The 20,050-nt window shown below is 65.6% G+C and carries 12 protein-coding genes; 9 read left to right on the top strand and 3 right to left on the bottom strand.

Features of this window, described 5'->3' with window-relative positions; genetic code table 11:
* Window positions 1–90: 90 nt before the first annotated feature.
* Window positions 91–2,331: an alpha-galactosidase gene (locus tag QZ755_RS03025; protein ID WP_294319609.1), complete on the bottom strand. Its 2,241-nt coding sequence runs from the start codon at window positions 2,329–2,331 to the stop codon at window positions 91–93.
* Window positions 2,332–2,576: 245 nt separating this feature from the next.
* Here QZ755_RS03025 and QZ755_RS03020 point away from each other — a divergent pair, with 245 nt between their 5' ends.
* From QZ755_RS03020 to QZ755_RS03010, 3 genes are all read left to right on the top strand, one after another.
* Window positions 2,577–4,106, top strand: coding sequence for a tryptophan halogenase family protein (locus QZ755_RS03020; RefSeq protein WP_294319607.1), 1,530 nt, complete (start codon window positions 2,577–2,579; stop codon window positions 4,104–4,106).
* A gap of 108 nt (window positions 4,107–4,214) precedes the next feature.
* Window positions 4,215–6,779 carry a TonB-dependent receptor gene (locus tag QZ755_RS03015; protein ID WP_294319606.1) on the top strand — a complete coding sequence of 855 codons (2,565 nt, stop codon included), beginning with the start codon at window positions 4,215–4,217 and terminating at the stop codon, window positions 6,777–6,779.
* A 131-nt stretch (window positions 6,780–6,910) separates the two neighbouring features.
* Entirely contained in the window at window positions 6,911–7,363 is a 453-nt protein-coding gene (locus tag QZ755_RS03010; protein ID WP_294319603.1) for a tRNA (cytidine(34)-2'-O)-methyltransferase, read from the top strand.
* 18 nt (window positions 7,364–7,381) lie between these two features.
* Here the strand turns inward: QZ755_RS03010 and QZ755_RS03005 are convergent, their stop codons facing one another.
* Complete coding sequence (locus QZ755_RS03005) at window positions 7,382–8,236, bottom strand: fumarylacetoacetate hydrolase family protein (protein ID WP_294319601.1); 855 nt, start codon at window positions 8,234–8,236, stop codon at window positions 7,382–7,384.
* 164 nt (window positions 8,237–8,400) lie between these two features.
* Here QZ755_RS03005 and QZ755_RS03000 point away from each other — a divergent pair, with 164 nt between their 5' ends.
* The 6 genes from QZ755_RS03000 to glgX all read left to right on the top strand — a co-directional run bounded on the left by QZ755_RS03000 (window position 8,401) and on the right by glgX (window position 18,543).
* Window positions 8,401–9,363 (top strand): alpha/beta hydrolase, encoded by a 963-nt coding sequence (locus QZ755_RS03000; protein WP_294319599.1) that lies wholly within the window; start codon window positions 8,401–8,403, stop codon window positions 9,361–9,363.
* Between the two features lie 103 nt (window positions 9,364–9,466).
* Window positions 9,467–11,896, top strand: a complete 2,430-nt coding sequence (locus QZ755_RS02995) for a glycogen/starch/alpha-glucan phosphorylase (RefSeq protein WP_294319597.1) — start codon at window positions 9,467–9,469, stop codon at window positions 11,894–11,896.
* Window positions 11,893–14,043 (top strand): 1,4-alpha-glucan branching protein GlgB, encoded by a 2,151-nt coding sequence (glgB, locus tag QZ755_RS02990; RefSeq protein WP_294319595.1) that lies wholly within the window; start codon window positions 11,893–11,895, stop codon window positions 14,041–14,043. Before QZ755_RS02995 ends, glgB begins: the two co-directional genes overlap by 4 nt.
* Before the next feature lie 18 nt (window positions 14,044–14,061).
* Entirely contained in the window at window positions 14,062–15,321 is a 1,260-nt protein-coding gene (gene glgC, locus QZ755_RS02985) for a glucose-1-phosphate adenylyltransferase (protein WP_294319593.1), read from the top strand.
* Window positions 15,322–15,361: 40 nt separating this feature from the next.
* Window positions 15,362–16,777 carry a glycogen synthase GlgA gene (gene glgA / locus QZ755_RS02980; RefSeq protein WP_294319590.1) on the top strand — a complete coding sequence of 472 codons (1,416 nt, stop codon included), beginning with the start codon at window positions 15,362–15,364 and terminating at the stop codon, window positions 16,775–16,777.
* Window positions 16,774–18,543 (top strand): glycogen debranching protein GlgX, encoded by a 1,770-nt coding sequence (gene glgX, locus QZ755_RS02975; protein ID WP_294319589.1) that lies wholly within the window; start codon window positions 16,774–16,776, stop codon window positions 18,541–18,543. The genes glgA and glgX overlap by 4 nt, the downstream gene beginning before the upstream one ends.
* On the opposite strand, the gene QZ755_RS02970 is transcribed toward glgX, so the two are convergent.
* Entirely contained in the window at window positions 18,530–20,035 is a 1,506-nt protein-coding gene (locus QZ755_RS02970) for an MFS transporter (RefSeq protein ID WP_294319587.1), read from the bottom strand. The two genes, glgX and QZ755_RS02970, sit on opposite strands and share 14 nt — an antisense overlap.
* Window positions 20,036–20,050 lie beyond the last annotated feature (15 nt).

Here is a 20,050-nt window from a genome sequence, read left to right as displayed (position 1 = left end):
AGGGTCCTATCCATCAACGATTGCGCGTTGTTTGCACCCGCCCCGCCACCGGATCAATGGGCGGACGCGTCCGCCCATTGAAGCGTTCGCTCACTTCACGGCGTCGAACACGAACGCCGTTCCGACGAAATCCCCCTTGAGCGGCGCTCGCAAGCCGCGCTCCATCCAATAGGCGCCGCTCGCACGGGCCGGAACGCCCTCGGGCAGCTTGCCGCCCCCCAGGACCCGGACGGCATAGGTGAGCGCGGGGTCCAGCCCCTGCGGATGTTCGGCCGCCGGGTTGTCGCGCCACATCGACGAATGCAGCATCTGGAACATCACGCCCTGCCGCCGGTCCTGCGCGACATACATCGTCGCCGACGACGCATTGTCTCTGGTCGGCGGGTCGATACGATACAGCTGCCCGCGCTGCACGGTCTGGCGAATGGTCTTGTAGGCCGCGACCCATTTGGCGGCGGTGGCGAAATCCTCCGCCTGCCATTTGTCGAGATTGGCACCGATGCCAAGGCCACCCTGCATCGACGACAGGAAGCGATAGTCGAGCGAGGTCGCGCGGGTGTTGGCCCAGTTGGGGCTGTCGGTCACCCATGCCATCATCACCGAGACCGGATAGGCCTGGGTAAAGCCGTCCTGGATCATCAGCCGATCGGCCGGGTCGGTGTTGTCGGACGGCCAGACCTCGTCCGAAAAGCCGAGGATGCCCAGGTCGACCCGACCGCCGCCGCCCGAACAGCCTTCGATCTCCAGCTTGGGATGACGACGGCGCAGTTCGGACAGGATGTGATACAGGTTGCGGACATAGTCGACATAGACGCGCTGCTGGTCCGCTACCGGCACCGCTGGCCAGCCGGCTTCGGTCCAGTTGCGGTTGTAATCCCATTTGAGGAACGCGATGTCGTTCTCGGCAACCAGCTTGTCGAGGACGCCCAGCAGATGGTCGCGCACGTCGGTCCGCGCGAGGTTCAGCACCAGCTGGTTGCGGCCCTCGGTCCGGGGGCGATCCGGATAATGCAGTACCCAGTCGGGATGGGCGCGATACAGATCGCTGTCGACGTTCACCATTTCCGGTTCGACCCACAGGCCGAAATCCATGCCGAGCGAATGCACCTTGTCGATCAGCGGCTTCAGCCCGTTCGGGAATTTCGTCCGGTTGACGGTCCAGTCGCCCAGCCCCGCCTTGTCGCTGTTGCGCGCGCCGAACCAGCCGTCATCGACCACGAAGCGTTCAACGCCGACCTTCGCCGCCTTTTCCGCCAGCGCCTCCTGCCCCGCCTCGGTCACGTCGAAGGCGGTCGCCTCCCAGCTGTTATAGACGACCGGGCGCGGCTTGGCGCTCTCGCCGCCGGGCAGGATATGCGCGTTCTGGAAGCGGTGGAAGGTGCGGGACGCGCCACCCATGCCGCCATCCGAATAGCCCGCGTAGAAGACCGGCGTCTCCAGCGTTTCGCCCGGCTTCAGCGACCACGAAAAGTCATAGGGATTGTACCCGCCCATGATCCGCACGCGACCCAGATTGTCCTGCCCCACGCTGATGCGGAACGATCCCGACCATGCCAGCGCACCGTACCACACCGGCCCGGCATCCTCGCTCGTCATGCCTTGGCGGCCGATCGCGAAATAGGGGTTGTTGCCATGGCCTGTCGAGCCGCGCCGGCTTTCCAGCAATGTCAGCGCCGGCGTGATCGCGACGTCCTTCTTGGTCCATTCGGCCGCATGGCGACCGGTCAGGTAATGCAGCTGATAATCGTCCCCGACCGGCAGGGTGAATACCGCCGATGCGATCTGATCGATCCGCACCGCCCGGCGATCGCCGTTGCGCACCGTGGCCGAACGCGCCAGCACCCCTGTCTCCGGATCGATCGTGTAGCGCAGCGTGACCGTAAGCGGCCGGCGGATATCGGCCAGGTCGACCAGCAGCGTTTCGCCCTGTACGCGGTGCGATTTGTATTTCAGCACAAGGTCGCGATTGCCGTCGGCAAAGATGGTCTTGATACCAGGATCGCTGACCAGCCCCTCCCCCTGGCCGGTATATTCCTGCGGCGTGACCGACCCGGCAGGATCGAAACCGGACAGCTCGCCGGGCGCCTTGACCAGGACCGGATTACCCGTCTTCACCGGATCGGTCGCGACCAGCGGATCGGCGGCGGCGAGCGAAGGCCCCCAGTAAAGCGGCTGAAGATACCCCTTGTCATCGACACCCAGCGCATAGGTCACCTGACCGCCATCAAGGCGAAAGACACGCGCGTCCTGCGGCGCAGTAACCTTTGCCAGCGCTGGTGACGACGCGGACATGCCGATCAGGCCGGTAAGAAATGCACGGCGCAGCTTCATCACAATCTCTCCTGCCGATTACCTTGAACGCAATCGTTTGCAGTAAAATATCTGATAAATGTAGCGGGGCAAGCGGATTCTGGTTCGTCAAGCTGTACGGATTCAAAAGGCACCGCCGTCTGTGCGTCCCCGGCGCTCGCGTCACTGTGCCACCGATAGCGCAAATCAATCGTTTGCGGAGATACGGGCTTGTCCCTACCCTCGAGCCCACGCGGCGGTTACGGCCGGTCTTTTGAGGATGCGGTATGATGGGTGGCGCGGATGGGGCGCAGTCTGCAATTCGTTCGATCCTAATCGTCGGCGGCGGGACGGCGGGATGGATGACGGCGGCGGCGTTGTCGCACGCGCTGGGGAAACGCTGTGCCATAACTCTGGTCGAATCGGACGACATCGGTACGGTCGGCGTAGGGGAAGCGACAATCCCGCCGATCAAGCTGTTCAACGAAACGCTGGGCATCGACGAGGCACAGTTCCTGCGCGAGACGAAGGGCAGCTTCAAGCTCGGCATCGAATTCGTCGACTGGGCACGGCGCGGGCACCGCTATTTCCATCCGTTCGGCACCTTCGGCAAACCGTTCGATATGGTCGCGGTGCATCAGCACTGGCTGGCGGCGCGGGCCGCCGGGTCGCAGATCCCGCTCGACGACCTGTCGATGGCATGGGGCGCGGCGAAGCGGGGCCGGTTCGCGCAGCCGATGGCCGATCCGCGCAGCGTGGCCTCGACCTTCGACTATGCCTATCATTTCGATGCCGGCCTCTATGCCGCGTTCCTGCGCCGTTATGCCGAGGCGCGCGGCGTCGTCCGGGTCGAGGGCAAGGTCGGCGAGGTCAGCCTGGATGGTGAGAGCGGCCGCGTTGCCAGCGTCACGCTGTCCGATGGACGACAGATCGCCGCCGACCTGTTCGTCGACTGTTCGGGCTTTCGCGGGTTGTTGATCGAAGAGGCGCTGGCCACGGGTTATGATGACTGGACCCACTGGCTGCCGTGCGACCGGGCGGTGGCCGTTCCGTGCGCCACCGGTGGCGACGGGCTGACACCCTACACCCGTTCGACCGCGCGTGCCGCCGGGTGGCAATGGCGCATCCCTCTGCAGCATCGCACCGGTAACGGCTATGTCTATTGCAGCCGCCATCTAACCGATGATGAAGCCGCCGCGACCTTGCTGGCCAATCTTGACGGAGAGGCCTTGGGCGACCCGCGCTTCCTGCGCTTTACCACCGGGCGGCGGCGGCGCTTCTGGAACCGCAACGTCGTCGCGATCGGCTTGGCAAGCGGGTTCATGGAGCCGCTCGAATCGACCAGCATCCACCTGATTCAGACCGGCATCGCCAAGCTGCTCGCTTATTTCCCGACGCGCGATTTCGATCCGATGCTGATCGACGAATATAACCGCGTGGCGATTACCGAGGTCGAACGCATCCGCGACTTCCTGATCCTCCATTACAAGCTGACCCGCCGCGACGATGCGCCGTTATGGCGCGATTGCGCGGCGATGGACGTGCCGGAGACGCTGGCGCTCAAGATCGCCCATTTCCGGCGGGGTGGTCGCCTTGTCGCGCGCGACATGGACCTGTTCGGCCCACCCAGCTGGCTCGCGGTGCATATCGGCCAGCTGAACGAGCCGGTCGCGCTCGACCCGCTGCTGGACGCCCAAAATGGCGCGACGACGAGCCGCAATTTCGTCGAACGGCTTGCCGGTGCGATCGGCAGCATGGCGGATTCGATGCCCGGCCACGCGGCCTTTCTTGATCGGATTGGCGCTACCCAAAACTGACGCCAAAAATTTTATGCAAACCTTTGCATTCCGCATTGCAAACGATTGCGGAACCAGTATTGTGCAAACTACAGGCTCCCGAAGCGGAGCGATTCAGGAGGGTTTGCCATGAAGTTGCCGGTTCTGCTCGCGTGCGCGTCACCGATCGCGCTGTTGGTCGCGTCCCCCGCGCTGGCGCAGGCAGCAGCACCCGTTGCACAGCCGACCGCCGACGCCCCCGGTGCGACGCCCGACTCGGCCGAGGCCGCTGACGAGATCGTCGTCACTGCCAGCAGCGGCGAACGCTCGCGCTTCCGCAGTTCGATCTCGGTCAGCCAGATCAGCAACGAAGCGATCCAGAATTTCACCCCCCGCTCCGAAGCGGAAGTGCTGCGCAACATTCCTGGCCTGCAGCCGTCGGACACCGCCGGTCCAGGCGGTAACGCCAATATCGGCGTGCGCGGCATCCCGGTGTCGACCGGTGGTTCGGAATATGTCGCGTTGCAGGAAGACGGCCTGCCGACCGTGTTGTTCGGCGACATCAATTTCGGCAACAACGATTACTGGCTGCGTTTCGACCAGAACGTCCAGCGCGTCGAAGCGGTGCGCGGCGGTTCGGCTTCGACCTTCTCCAGCCAGGCGCCGGGCGCGGTCATCAACTATCTGAGCAAGACCGGTGACAAGGCCGGCGGCCAGGTCGCCTATTCGAACGGCATCGGCTTTCGCGAACATCGCGTCGATTTCGACTATGGCGCGCCGATCGACGATACGCTGCGCTTCCATGTCGGCGGCTATGCCCGCAACGGTGGCGGCCTGACCAACGAACGCTTCAACATCCTGCGCGGCTATCAGATCAAGGCGAACATCACCAAGGACCTGCCCGATGGTCGCGGCTTCGTCCGCCTGTATTTCAAGCGGCTGGACGAACAGGCGCCGACCAACACCACCACCCCGTCGATCGCGACGCTGGATGGGAACAAGGTCACCGGCTTCTCGCCGCTGCCGACCTTCGATGGTCGCGACGGTTCGTCCTATTCGATCTACAACCGCCGCTTCCAGTATCTCGACTATGACGGCGGCGGGCTGAAGAGCGCCGAGGTGCAGGGCATCCACCCGCGCGTCACCGGTCTGGGCGCCCAGTTCCATTACGACCTGACCGACAATCTGACGCTCGACAACGTGCTGCGCTATCAGTGGATCAGCGGCAACTTCACGACCCAGTTCATCAACGTCGCCAACCGGGTGAACACGGTCGCGGGCGTGTCGTGCGCGGCAGGTTCGCCGGGTGCGAATGGAGTCGTCGGATCGTGCGTCAACGGCCAGGTCGTCGGCGCGATCCGCTATGCGACGGGTCCGAACCAGGGGCAGCTCTATACCGGCGCCTATGTGAACAATAACCCGAACATCAACACGTTGATGAAGAACATGAACAACTTCGCCAACAACCTGGCGTTGAACGGCAAGTTCGACGTCGGCGGTGGCAAGGCGACGTTCTCGACCGGCGTGTTCGTGATGAAGCAGAACATCGAACAGGACTGGCACGTCAACCGCAACTTCGCCGAACTGAACGGTGAGAATGCCGCGCCGCTCGACCTGTTCTCGACGACGGGGACGCAGCTGACGGCGGCGGGCCAGGCGGGGTTCAACGACAATTGGGGCAGCTGCTGTGCGCGGCGCGTCGACCTGAGCTACACCGATGTCGCGCCGTTCCTGCAGGTCGGGTACGAAACCGGCGGGCTGAACCTCGATGCCTCGGTGCGCTACGACAATGTCAGCGGCAAGGGCACGGCGCGCGGCGGCGTGACCGGCCCGACCACCCGCGTCGGCGACGCGCTCGGATCGGCGCTGATCCCGTCGCTGGCACTCAGCTCGACGGCCGAGAATATCGACTATAGCGACAGCTATGTCAGCTGGTCGGTCGGTGCGCTCTATGCGTTCAGCGGCAACACCAGCGCGTTCGCCCGCGTCAGCCGCGGCGGCCGCTTCAACGCCGACCGGCGCGTCCTGTCGGGTAACTTCAACGCCGACGGGTCGCTCAATGCGCAGGGGCAGTCGACCTCGGTCAACTTCCTCAACCAGCAGGAAATCGGTCTGAAGCAGCGCGGCAGCTTCGCCGGCGAGGCGTCGTACACCGTCGAAATCACCGGCTTCCGCTCGACGCTGACCGAGAACAACTACGACTTCACCCGCATCAACAACCCCGCCCCGAATAACGACCCCAACATCTCGAACGGCTATCGTTCGTTCGGCGTCGAATTTTCTAGCCGGGTGAACTACGGCAACTTCCACCTTGCCGCCGATGCGACCTATTCGAATTCGAAGATCGTCAGCAGCGTCACCCCGGCCCTGGTCGGCAATCGTCCGGGCGGGCTGCCCGAGTTCCTGTACGTCATCTCACCGTCCTATGACGCAGGCGTGGCCGCGTTCGGCGTCAGCGTGAACGGACAGACCTCGACGCCGTCGGACGACTTCAACCTCTACACGATCAAGGGTTCGACCTTCGTCAACGGGTTCGTGACCGTGCGGCCGGTCGATCGCATCGAACTGGGCCTGAACGTCAACAACCTGTTCGACAAGCTCGGCTTCCGCGGCGGTGGCAGCCTGAACCCGATCCTGTCGTCGACCAGTGCCGTGTTCAACAACACCGCGCTCTATGGCCGGACCGTGACGGGCTCGATCCGCTACCGTTTCTAAGGCTCCCTGCAACCTTTGACGGGCGGCACGGCTTCGGCCGGGCCGCCCCATTTGTTAGGTATGCGCCCGCGGGCATCAAGCGCACCCCACCGCCGCTTGCGCATTGCGGCCGTCCGCGCCAAGCAGCGGCCATGCGTATCGCGCTTTATGAACCCGAAATCGCGGGCAATGTCGGGGCCGTCATGCGGCTGGGGGCCTGTCTGGGCGTGGCGGTCGACCTGATCGAGCCGCTGGGCTTCGCATGGGACGATCGCCGGGTGCGGCGGACGGCGATGGATTATATCGACCATGTATCGGTGACCCGCCATGCCGACTTCGCCGCGTTTCGCACGGCGCGGGCCGGTGCCCGGCTGGTCCTGTTCACGACCAAGGCGACGCAATCGGCCTACGACTTCTCCTTCGCGGCGGACGATGTGCTGCTGTTCGGCAAGGAGAGCGCCGGCGTGCCGCCACTGGTCGCAGAGGCGTGCGATGTTGGCCTGCGCCTGCCGATCCGGGCGGAAGTCCGCTCGATGAACCTCGCCACCGCCGCCGCGCTCGCGCTGGGCGAGGCGCTGCGACAGACGGACGCCCTGCCCCGATAGGAACAGGGCGCCCTCCCGTTACCCCAGAACGGCGTCGCCCAGGTGGCGCCACTCGACGACCTGCTGCGTCTGTTCGCCCAGGCCCGCGATGCCGAGCGTCATCGTGTCGCCCGCCTTCAGATAGATCGACTGGGGCTTCTTGCCCTCGCCCACGCCCGGCGGGGTGCCGGTGATCATCAGGTCGCCGGGATACAGCGTGATATATTCGCTGACATAGGAAATCAGTTCGGCGACGCCGAAGATCATCGTGCGCGTATTGCCGGTCTGCATCCGGTCGCCGTTGACGTCGAGGAACATGGCAAGGTCCTGCGGATCGCCCAGTTCGTCCGGCGTCACCAGCCACGGGCCGACCGGGCAGAAGCTGTCATGCCCCTTCCCCTTCGACCATTGCGTGCCGCGCTGCTTCTGGTTGAAGCGTTCCGACACGTCGTTGGCGATCGTGTAGCCGGCGACATGGCCCAGCGCGTCTTCCTTGCTGACATAGCGGGCGGTCTTGCCGATCACGACGGCGAGTTCGACTTCCCAGTCGGTATGCGTCGACCCCCTGGGCAGCATCACGTCGTCGTTCGGCCCGGTCAGCGACGACAGCGCCTTCATGAACATCATCGGTTCGCTCGGCACCGGCAGGTTCGATTCGGCGGCATGGTCCGCATAGTTCAGGCCGATCGCCACGATCTTGCCGATGCCCTTCACCGGCACGCCATGCCGCGGCGTACCTTCGACCACCGGCAAGGCAGCGACATCGACCGACAGGTCGCGGATCGTATCGACGGTGATGTCGTCGATCACGCCCGACAGGTCGCGGATGCGGCCATCGGCATCGACGATTCCGGGCTTCTCCGCGCCCTGCTGGCCGTAGCGACAGAATTTCATTGCACGTCTCCCTGAAGATTTGCAGCGCCCGCGCGGTGCCGGTTCGTCGTTGTCCCTCGCTTCCCGCCCGAAGCACGTCAAGCCGTGGTGACAGGCCTCGACGTACGGTCATCGGCCCGCCATGCTGCGCGTGTAAAGATCATGGGGATGGACAGGGAACGCAAATGACGACCGGCACGCGCAGTTTGCTGGGGCGGCGCGCCCTGATCGGCGGGAGTGTCGCCACCGGCCTTGCCGCGACGTTGCCGGCACGCGCGGCGCAGGAACTGCGCTTTCGGCCGATCTGGCCCAGCGGTCCACCGGGCAGCGCGGCGGTGCATGTCATCGAACAGGAAGTGCCGCGATCGGCGACCGGGCCGGTGGACGACACCGCCTTCATCCATGTCCGCACGCCGGCCCTGACCCATGCCGTTCCGGCCCGGCCCAATGGCGCGGCGATCCTGCTGATCCCCGGCGGCGGCTATCGCCGGGTGGCGGTGGGCCGGGATGGCCGCGACATGCTGCAATTCTTTGCCGATCGCGGGTATCACGCCTACCTCCTCAAATATCGGCTGCCGGGGGATCCGTGGGCGGCGGGACCCGACACCCCGTTGCAGGACGCGCAGCGCGCGTTGCGGATCATCCGGGCGGGGGCGGCGACGAACGGCGTCGACCGGGACCGGATCGGGGTCATGGGATTTTCAGCGGGCGGGCATCTGGCCGCGATGCTGGCCTATCGCAACGACGCGACCTACCGCGCCGCCGATCCCGTCGACGTGCAGCCGCTGGGCGCGCGGATCGCATGCCTGCTCTACCCCGTCGCGCTGATGGGGGTCGCTGGAACGCACCGGGCGTCGCAGGACCAATTGCTCGGCCAGAACGCCCCGCCCGAACAGGCCACATATCATCGCACCGATGCGCGGATTACGGCGGCCAGCCCGCCGACCTTCCTGACCCATGCGATCGATGATCGGATCGTGTCGGTCGATAATACGCTGGCCCTGCTCGCCGCGCTGCGCAGGTCGCAGGTGGCGGCGGAAGCGTATCTTCCCGAACTGGGCGGGCATGGGTTCGGCGTATTGCGCGACGGCCGGGCGGCACCATGGACCGGGCTGTTCCTCGAATGGGCGCGGCGGCACGGCTTATAGGATTCGACTGTCACCGGAACGACCCGATGCACGCATACGTATTGCGCGTGACAAGCGTCGGACATTCGATACTGTCGTCAATATCCCGTTTCGAGGAATCTGCGTGACCCAGCCTGCCCTAGCCGCCGTTGCCCCGACCACGCCGCCCCTCGCCGATGCCATCCTCGAAACGCTGGTCCATCGGATCGGCAAGGATGCACAGGCCGCCCTGCCGCATGACTGGCTGGCCGCGACCATCCTGACGGTGCGCAACGACATCATCGAACGCTGGATGACGTCGAGTAAGCAGGCCCATGCCGCGTGCGCCAAGCGGGTCTATTATCTCAGCCTCGAATTCCTGATCGGCCGATTGCTGCGCGACGCGATGGCTAATCTGTCGCGGACCGATGAAGTGCGCGAGGCGCTGACGTCGTTGGGCGTCAATCTTGCCGATCTGGAGGGCGAGGAACCCGATGCCGCGCTTGGCAATGGCGGCCTCGGGCGCCTCGCGGCGTGCTTCATGGAAAGCCTCGCCAGCCTCGACCTGCCTGCCTATGGCTATGGCATCCGCTATGTGAACGGGATGTTCCGCCAGCGGATCGACAATGGCTGGCAGGTGGAACTGCCCGAAACATGGCTACGCCACGGCAATCCGTGGGAATTCGAACGCCGCGAAAGCGCCTATCGCATCGGTTTCGGTGGAGAGGTCGTCGGCGACGAGAATGGCGACATCCACTGGATGCCGGGCGAAACCGTCGAAGCGGTCGCGGTCGACACGCCGGTAATCGGGTGGCGCGGGGCGCGCGTGAACACGCTGCGCCTGTGGACTGCGCGGGCGCGAGATCCGATCCGGCTCGACCGGTTCAATGCCGGCGACCATGAAGGGGCGCTTGCCGCGTCGGTTCGTGCCGACACGCTGGTACGCGTGCTGTATCCCGCCGATTCGACCCCGGCGGGACAGGAATTGCGGCTGCGGCAGGAATATTTCTTCTCCTCCGCCTCGATCCAGGACATCGTGCGCCGCCATGTCCAGTATTTCGGCGACATCCGCACCCTGCCGGACAAGGCGGCGATCCAGCTGAACGACACCCATCCGGCGGTGTCGGTCGCCGAACTGATGCGTATCCTGATCGACGACCACGCGCTCGATTTCGACGGCGCGTGGGAGATTACGAAGGCGACGTTCGGCTACACCAACCACACTTTGCTGCCCGAAGCGCTGGAAAGCTGGCCGCTGCCGTTGTTCGAACGCCTCCTGCCGCGCCACATGCAGATCGTCTATGCCATCAACGCCAAGGTGCTGCGCGAGGCGCGGGCGCAGGGGCAGGACGACCGCGCGATCGCCGCGATCAGCCTGATCGACGAAGGCGGCGAACGGCGGGTGCGCATGGCGAACCTGGCGTTCACGGGCAGCCACAGCGTCAACGGCGTCGCAGCGCTCCACACCGACCTGATGAAACAGACGGTGTTCGCCGACCTGCACCGGCTCTACCCCGACCGGATCAACAACAAGACCAACGGCATCACGCCGCGCCGCTGGCTGTTCGAGAGCAATCCGGGACTGACCGCGCTGATCCGCGAGGCGATCGGCGACGGCTTCCTCGACGATGCGACCAGGCTCGCCGATCTCAAGCCCTTCGCCGCCGACGCGGCATTTCGCGAGAAGTTCGAGGGCGTCAAGCGCGCGAACAAGGTCCGCCTTTCGCAGCATCTGCGCGAGGTGATGGGCGTCCGGCTCGACCCCGATGCGATGTTCGACGTCCAGGTAAAGCGCATCCACGAATATAAGCGCCAGCTGCTCAACATCCTCGAAACGGTCGCGCTGTACGACCAGATCCGCAGCCACCCCGACCGCGACTGGACGCCGCGCGTAAAGCTGTTCGCGGGCAAGGCGGCGTCGAGCTATCACAACGCCAAGCTCATCATCAAACTGGCCAACGACGTCGCGCGGCGGGTGAATGCCGATCCGGCGGTGCGCGGGCTGCTGCGCGTCGCGTTCGTGCCGAACTATAACGTCTCGCTTGCCGAACTCATCATGCCGGCCGCCGACCTGTCCGAACAGATCAGCACGGCGGGGATGGAGGCGTCGGGCACCGGCAACATGAAGCTGGCGCTGAACGGTGCGCTGACCATCGGCACGCTCGACGGCGCGAATGTCGAAATCCGCGATCATGTCGGGGCCGACGACATTGTGATCTTTGGCCTGACCGCCGACGAGGTCGCCGAAAAGCGCGCCAGCGGCTATAATCCGCGCGACGCCATCGCGGCCTCGCCCGAACTGCAACAGGCGCTCTCCGCAATCAAGGGCGGCGTGTTCAGCCATGACGAGCCGGGCCGCTATGCCGGGCTGATCGATGGCCTCGAAAACAGCGACTGGTTCCTGTGCTGCGCCGATTTCGACAGCTATGCGCAGGCGCAGCGTCAGGTCGATGCCCGCTGGAGCGACCGCGCCGGGTGGAATGCCAGCGCGATCCGCAACGTCGGCGGGGTCGGCTGGTTCTCATCCGACCGCACCATCGGCGAATATGCCCGTGACATCTGGAAGGTGATGTGACGCCGGGCGACGACGCCATCGCCGCCTTGCTCGGCGGGCGTCACGCCGATCCCTTTGCGCTGCTTGGCCCCCATGCCGGGCCTTACGGCACGTTTGTACGGGCGTGGCTGCCCGGCGCGCAGAAGGTGCTGGCCCATGACCTGTCGGGTAAGGTGCTGGGCGAGTTGCGCCCGGTAGGGGATGGCATCGTCGAGGGGGTAATCGACGCCCCACCCCAGCCGCTATGGTATTACGCGCGCGGTGGCGGCGGCGAATGGTGGGTGAAGGACCCCTATTCGTTCGGTCCGGTCCTGGGGCCGACCGACGACTTCCTGCTGGCCGAAGGCACGCACCTGCGTCTGCACGACAAGCTCGGCGCGCATCCGATCCGGCACGAGGGCGCCGACGGTATGCACTTCGCCATCTGGGCGCCCAATGCGCAGGTCGTCAGCGTCGTCGGCGACTGGAACCTGTGGGATGCGAAACGCCACCCGATGCGGCGGCGCAGCGACGTCGGGGTCTGGGAAATCTTCCTGCCCGATGTCGGCCCCGGACAGGCGTACAAGTTCGCGATCATCGGCGCCGATGGGCAGCGTCTGCCGCACAAGGCCGATCCGTTCGCGTTCGAAAGCGAGCTGCGCCCCGCCACCGCGTCGCGCACGGCAGCACCGCTCGACCATGACTGGCGCGACGCGGCACATCGCGAACACTGGGCCTCGGTCGATCCGCGCCGGGTGCCGATTGCGATCTACGAAGTCCATGCCGGCAGCTGGCAACGGGGCGAGGATGGCTGGTTCCTGCCATGGGATCGGCTGGCCGACCGGCTGATCCCCTATGTCGTCGACATGGGGTTCACCCATATCGAATTTCTGCCGATCAGCGAACATCCCTACGACCCATCGTGGGGCTATCAGACGACCGGCATCTACGCGCCGTCCGCCCGCTTCGGTGATCCGGCCGGCTTCGCGCGCTTCGTCGATGGCGCGCACAAGGCGGGGGTCGGGGTGCTGCTCGACTGGGTGCCCGCCCATTTCCCGACCGACGCGCACGGCCTCGCCCGCTTCGACGGCACCGCGCTCTACGAACATGACGATCCGCGTCTGGGCTTCCACCCCGACTGGAACACCGCGATCTATAATTTCGGGCGGCGGGAGGTGTCGCAGTTCCTCGTCAACAACGCGCTGTTCTGGGCCGAACGCTATCATGTCGACGGGCTGCGGGTCGATGCGGTCGCGTCGATGTTGTACCGTGACTATTCGCGCAAGGACGGCGAATGGATTCCCAACGCCGATGGCGGGCGGGAGAATTGGGAAGCAGTCGAATTCCTGCGCGCCGCCAACCGCGCGGTCTATCGCGAACATCCCGGTTTCTTCACGATCGCCGAGGAATCGACGTCGTGGCCCGGCGTGTCGAAACCCGCGCATGAAGGGGGCCTCGGCTTCGGGTTCAAATGGAACATGGGCTTCATGCACGACACCCTGTCGTACATGGCGCGCGAGCCGGTGCATCGGTCGCACCATCACGACGAAATCACCTTCGGCCTGACCTATGCCTTCAGCGAGAATTTCGTCCTGCCTTTGAGCCATGACGAAGTGGTCCATGGCAAGGGGTCGCTGCTGACCAAGATGGCCGGCGACGACTGGCAGAAATTCGCCAATCTGCGGGCCTATTACGCCCTGATGTGGGGCTATCCCGGCAAGAAGCTGCTGTTCATGGGACAGGAATTCGCGCAGCGGCGCGAATGGTCGGAGGAACGCGCGCTCGACTGGGAGTTGATGGACGCGCCTGCGCATCGCGGCGTGGCGTCGCTGATCCGCGACCTCAACCGGCTCTATCGCGAGACACCGGCGCTCCACGCGCGCGATTGCGAAGGGGACGGCTTCCACTGGGCGGTGGTCGACGACTCCGCCAACTCGGTCTTCGCATGGGAACGCCGCGCTCCGGGCGAGCCGCCGGTGCTGGTCGTCAGCAACCTGACGCCGGTGGTGCGCGAGGGATACCGCGTGCCGGTGTCGGCGAACGGCGTGTGGCGCGAGGTGATGAACAGCGATGCAGCCGTCTATGGTGGCAGCGGCGTCGGCAATCTGGGTGCGGTGACCGCCGACGACGGCACGGTCACGCTGACCCTGCCGCCGCTGGCGACGCTGTGGTTCGAATACAGGAATTAATACGGGGGAGAGTGCTGCGTGGAAAGGCGAGGACAACCATTAGCGCGTGACGCCATGGCCTATGTATTGGCAGGCGGCCGGGGCAGCCGCCTGTTCGAAATGACCGACACTCGTGCCAAGCCGGCGGTCTATTTCGGGGGCAAGAGCCGGATCATCGACTTCGCGCTGTCGAACGCGATCAATTCCGGCATCCGCCGCATCGGCGTGGCGACGCAGTACAAGGCGCACAGCCTGATCCGCCATCTCCAGCGCGGCTGGAATTTTCTGCGCCCGGAACGCAACGAGAGCTTCGATATTCTTCCAGCCAGCCAGCGGATCAGCGAGTTCCAATGGTATGAAGGCACCGCCGACGCGGTGTTCCAGAATATCGACATCATCCAGAGCTATAGTCCCGAATATATGGTCATCCTTGCCGGGGACCATATCTACAAGATGGACTATGAACTCATGCTCCAGCAGCATGTCGACACCGGCGCCGACGTGACCGTCGCGTGCATGGAAGTGCCGCGGGCCGAAGCGTCGGGCTTCGGCGTGATGCACGTCGATGCGACCGACCGGATCATCGATTTCGTCGAAAAGCCGAAGGACCCGCCGGCGATCCCCGGCAATCCCGATATGGCGCTCGCCAGCCTCGGCATCTATGTGTTCCGCACCGCGTTGCTGTTCGATCAGTTGCGCCGCGACGCGGATACCGCGGGGTCGAGCCGCGATTTCGGCAAGGACCTGATCCCGTGGCTGGTCGAGCATGGCCATGCACAGGCGCACCGCTTCTCCTCGTCCTGCGTCCGCAGCCCCGAGGAACCCCGCGCCTATTGGCGTGATGTGGGAACGGTCGACGCCTATTGGGAAGCCAATATCGACCTGACCGACGTCGTGCCGCAGCTCGACCTGTACGACCGCAGCTGGCCGCTGTGGACCTATTCGGAAATCACCCCGCCCGCCAAGTTCGTCCACGACATCGATGGCCGCCGGGGCAGCGCGGTATCGAGCCTGGTCGCGGGCGACTGCATCGTATCGGGATCGACCGTCCATCGCAGCCTGCTCAGCACCGGGGTCCGCGCGCACAGCTTCAGCAGCATCGACGAATCGGTCATCCTGCCGATGACCCGGATCGGGCGGAACGCACGGCTGACCCGCTGCGTGGTCGATGCCGGGGTAACGATTCCCGATGGGCTGGTCGTCGGTGAAGACCCCTTGCTCGACGGACATCGCTTCCGAAGGACGGATCGCGGGATCTGCCTGATTACCCAACCGATGATCGATCGGCTGGACGGATGATGCAGACGACACAGCCCCTCCCCGCGTCGGGGAGGATCTAATGCGCATCCTCTCGGTCGCGTCCGAAGCCTATCCGCTGGTCAAGACCGGCGGCCTCGCCGATGTCGTCGGTGCCCTCCCCGCCGCACTCGCTCCGCACGGGATCGAGATGACCACGCTGCTGCCCGGCTACCCCTCGGTCGTGAAGTCGCTTGCCCGCGCCAAGCCTCTGCACCGCTGGGACGACCTGCTTGGTACGACCGCACGTTTGCTCGACGGCAAGATCGACGGGCACTCGCTGCTCGTCCTCGACGCACCCGACATCTTCATGCGTGACGGTGGCCCCTATGCCGATCCGACCGGCCGCGATTGGGACGACAACTGGCGACGCTTCGCGGCACTCGGCCGGGCGGCTGCCGATCTGGCCGCGCAATATGATCTGGTCCATGCCCATGACTGGCAGGGGGCGATGGCCCCGGCCTATCTCCGCTACGACGGTGCGCGGGTGCCCAGCGTACTGACCATCCACAATATCGCCTTCCAAGGCCGGTATGATGCTGCGGTGTTCGCGGGGCTGGGCCTGCCGGACGGGGCATTCTCGCTCGACGGCATCGAATATTATGGCGGGGTCGGGCTGCTGAAGGCTGGTCTTGCTTCGGCCAGTGCCATTACCACCGTGTCGCCCAGCTATGCCGAGGAAATCCGGCGCGGGGAATTCGGCATGGGGCTGGAGGGACTGATCGAGGCACGACGCGACCGGGTGTCGGGCATCGTCAACGGCATCGACCCGGTAATCTGGTCGCCGGAAACCGACCCCGCCCTGCCCGCCCGCTATACCGCGCGCACCCTGTCGCGCCGCCGCACGAACAAGCGCGCGGTCGAAACGGCGTTCGGCCTCGACCGCGACGATGGCCCGATCTTCATCGTCGTCAGCCGGCTGACCTGGCAAAAGGGCATGGACGTGCTGGCCGGCGAACTGGACGGGCTGGTCGCGATGGGGGGGCGCCTCGCGCTGCTGGGTTCGGGCGATGCCGCGCTCGAACAGGCGTTCGTCGCCGCCGCCCATCGCCATCCCGGACGGATCGGGGTGCGGATCGGCTATGACGAAGCGCTCTCGCATCTCTTGCAAGGGGGGGGCGACGCGATCCTGATCCCGTCGCGGTTCGAACCGTGCGGCCTGACGCAGCTATATGGCCTCGCTTATGGTTGCGTGCCGGTCGTGGCGCGGACCGGCGGGCTGGCCGACACGGTAATCGACGCGAACGAAGCGGCGGTGGCGGCAGGCGTCGCGACCGGGGTACAGTTCGCGGCGGTCACCCCGGACGGCCTGTCGCAGGCGTTGCGGCGGACGATAGCGCTCCATGCCCGGCCCGATTGCTGGACGACCCTGCAAAAACAGGGAATGCGCGCCGATTTTTCATGGACGCGTAGCGGCGCGCGGTACGCCGACCTTTATCGGAGCCTTCTTGCCGCATGACGCCGGGCGCCTGTGCGATTCCCGGCGGCACACGCTTCGCGGTCCGTGCGCGGGACGCGGCTGCCGTCTGGCTGTGCCTGTTCGACGGCGATGCCGAACGCCGCGTGGCGATGACGCGCGCCGGCGACTGGTTCGTCGCAGAGGTCGCGGGCGTCGGGCCGGGGCAATGCTATGGCTATCGCACCGAGGGGGAATGGGCACCCGATTTCGGCCGCTGGTTCGATCCTGCGAAGCTGCTGGTCGATCCCTATGCCGTCGAACTCGACCGCCGTTTCGCCTATGATCCGATCATGTCGACATTCGGCGCGGACACCGCCACGATCGTTCCTCGTGCCATCGTGCCGGCGCTGGCCGCTCCGGCCCCGGTGGAGCGACCGCTGGTCGATCCGGCCCGGCCGATCTACGAACTCAACGTCCGCGCCTATACGATGCTGCATCCCGACGTACCGGCGGCGCAGCGCGGAACGATTGCGGCCCTCGCCCATCCTTCGGTTATCGCACATCTCCAGAAGATTGGCGTCGGTACGATCGAACTGATGCCGATCGTCGCATGGATCGACGAACGCCATTTGCCGCCGCTCGGCCTGCGCAATGCCTGGGGCTATAATCCGGTCGTGCCGATGGCGATCGATCCGGGCCTTGCGCCCGGCGGCGTTGCGGAGCTGCGCGATACCGTCGCCGCGCTGCACGCCGCCGGGATAGGCGTCGTTTTAGACCTGGTGTTCAACCATAGCGGCGAAAGCGACCGCGATGGCCCGATCCTGTCGCTGCGCGGGCTGGACGATCGATCATATGCCCATGGTCCCGACGGCGCCCTGATCAACGACACCGGCACCGGCAATACGCTGGACGCGGGCGATGCCGGGGTGCGCGACCTGATTCTGGCGTCGCTGCGCCATTTCGCAGGACTGGGTGTCGACGGATTCCGCTTCGACCTGGCGCCGGTGATCGCCCGCTCGCCCGGTTTCGACCGCCACGCCCCGATCTTTGCCGCCATCGCCGCCGACCCGCTGCTACGGCACAAGGTGATGATCGCCGAGCCGTGGGACATCGGTCCCGGCGGCTATCAACTGGGCAGTTTCCCGCCCGACTGGCTGGAATGGAACGACCGCTACCGCGACGATGTTCGCCGGTTCTGGCGCGGGGACGGCGGCGTCGGAACGCTTGCGACGCGGCTGATGGGATCGGCGGATGTGTTCGGTCCGGTCACCCGCAGCGTGAACTTTCTGGCAGCGCACGACGGCTTCACCCTCGCCGACCTCGTGTCGCACGTTGATCGCCACAATCATGCCAATGGCGAGGAGAATCGCGATGGGCATGGCGACAATCTGTCATGGAACCACGGGATCGAGGGGCCGAGCGACGACCCCGCCATCATCGCCGCGCGCGCCGCTGACCTGCGCGCGCTGCTCGCCACGTTGTTCGCGACGCGCGGCTATATCCAGCTGACGGCAGGCGACGAATTCGGCCGGTCGCAGCGCGGCAACAACAACGCCTATGCGCAGGACAACGCCATCGGCTGGGTCGATTGGGCCGCGCGCGACCTCGCTTTGGAGGCGCATGTCGCCGCCCTTGCCGCGTGGCGCCGCGAGCGCCCTGCAGTGTTCGATACCGACGTACCGGACCAAGCGACCTGGCGGGCACTCGACGGCAGCCCGATGACGGCACAGCGATGGGAAGCGCCCGAATGCCCCGGTTTCGAACTGCTGCTGCCGGGCGCGACGATCCGGGTGGACCGCCCCGCCCGGTCGGTCACGCTGCGATAGGTTCCCGGACCCGCAGCATCGCCACCGCCGCCAGCACCATCACGCTCGCCGCGACCAGCATGGTATAGGCCGGCTGGGTCGGGAACCACGTCTTGATGACCCCGCCCATCACCGTCGCGACGATCAGTTGCGGCAGGACGATGAAGAAATTGAATATACCCATATACACGCCCAGCTTGCGCTGCGGCAGTGCGTTGGCGAGCAGCACATAGGGCATGGTCAGTACCGACGCCCACACGATGCCGATGCCGATCATCGGCACGATCATGCCCAGCCGGTCATGGGTCAGGTAAATGCCGATATACGCCGCCGCACCGATCAGCAGGCACAGCAGATGCGTCCGCGCTGCACCGATCGCGCGTGCGAGCAGCGGCAGGGCGAACGCCGCGACCGCCGCCACCCCCGAATAGATCGCGAACAGGACGCCGACCCAGCTACCCGCCTGGTTATAGCCGTCCGACACCGGATCGACCGTCCCCCATACCTGCTGCGCGATGACCGGCGTGGTATAGACCCACATGATGATCAGCGCGCCCCAGGTGAAGAACTGTACCAACGCCAGCCGCCGCATCGTGTCGGGCATGGTGGCAAGGTCACCGATGATATGGCTCAGAACGTTGTCGCCGCGCCCTGCCCGGACCAGCGCCGCAGACGCCATCTGCGCCATGCCGTAGAGCGCGATGCCGGCCGCAACGAAATAAGCCTCTCGCCCGCTTTCCAGCGCGCCGCTTGCCTCCGCCCACGCGATCAGCCCGGCAACAATCACGCCACCAACGATCCAGAATGGGCCGCGTGCCGGAATGACTGGCGGAGCGGTGTCGACCGGCTCCTCAGCCTCCTCCCCGAACGCTGCCAGCTGCGCCGGGCTGTATTCGCGCACGGTCAGCACGGTCCACAACACCGCCGCCAGCAGCATGACCCCGCCGAAGTAGAAGCCATAGCGCACCGCATCGGGCACCTGGCCGGCCGGCGCGGTATTGCTGACGCCGAAGACATTCTCCAGCACATATGGTGCGATACTCGCGACGACCGCGCCGGCCCCGATGAACCAGGTCTGGAACGCATAGCCCGCCGGTCGCTGTCGGGGGCTGAGCATGTCGCCGACGAACGCGCGGAACGGCTCCATCGACACGTTCAGCGACGCATCGAGTATCCACAGCGTCATCGCCGCCGCCAGAATGCCCGGCGAATTGGGCATGAAGAACAGCGCGCAGGTACACAGGATAGCACCCACCAGGAAATAGGGCCGCCTGCGCCCCAGCCGCCCCCAGGTGCGGTCGGAATAATGGCCGATCAGCGGCTGGACCAGCAGCCCGGTCAGTGGCGCCGCGATCCACATCAGCCCCAGTTGATCGATCGGCGTACCCAGCGACTGAAAGATACGGCTGGCGTTGGCGTTCTGCAGCGCGAAGCCGATCTGGATGCCGAAAAAGCCGAACGAGATGTTCCAGAGCTGGGCAAAGCCGAGCGTCGGGCGGGTGTTGGTCGTCATAAATCCTCCCCGTTC

The organism is uncultured Sphingomonas sp. (genome assembly GCF_913776855.1).
Lineage (GTDB): Bacteria > Pseudomonadota > Alphaproteobacteria > Sphingomonadales > Sphingomonadaceae > Sphingomonas.
This window is presented reverse-complemented; position numbering and strand designations above follow the sequence as displayed.

What these genes read in the sequence shown, in the direction of transcription:
- QZ755_RS03025 (WP_294319609.1), bottom strand. Translation starts at nt 2,331, where the DNA reads ATGAAGCTGCGCCGTGCATTTCTTACCGGCCTGATCGGCATGTCCGCG.
- QZ755_RS03005 (WP_294319601.1), bottom strand. Translation starts at nt 8,236, where the DNA reads ATGAAATTCTGTCGCTACGGCCAGCAGGGCGCGGAGAAGCCCGGAATC.
- QZ755_RS03000 (WP_294319599.1), top strand. Translation starts at nt 8,401, where the DNA reads ATGACGACCGGCACGCGCAGTTTGCTGGGGCGGCGCGCCCTGATCGGC.
- QZ755_RS03020 (WP_294319607.1), top strand. Translation starts at nt 2,577, where the DNA reads ATGATGGGTGGCGCGGATGGGGCGCAGTCTGCAATTCGTTCGATCCTA.
- glgA (WP_294319590.1), top strand. Translation starts at nt 15,362, where the DNA reads ATGCGCATCCTCTCGGTCGCGTCCGAAGCCTATCCGCTGGTCAAGACC.
- glgX (WP_294319589.1), top strand. Translation starts at nt 16,774, where the DNA reads ATGACGCCGGGCGCCTGTGCGATTCCCGGCGGCACACGCTTCGCGGTC.
- QZ755_RS03010 (WP_294319603.1), top strand. Translation starts at nt 6,911, where the DNA reads ATGCGTATCGCGCTTTATGAACCCGAAATCGCGGGCAATGTCGGGGCC.
- QZ755_RS03015 (WP_294319606.1), top strand. Translation starts at nt 4,215, where the DNA reads ATGAAGTTGCCGGTTCTGCTCGCGTGCGCGTCACCGATCGCGCTGTTG.
- QZ755_RS02970 (WP_294319587.1), bottom strand. Translation starts at nt 20,035, where the DNA reads ATGACGACCAACACCCGCCCGACGCTCGGCTTTGCCCAGCTCTGGAAC.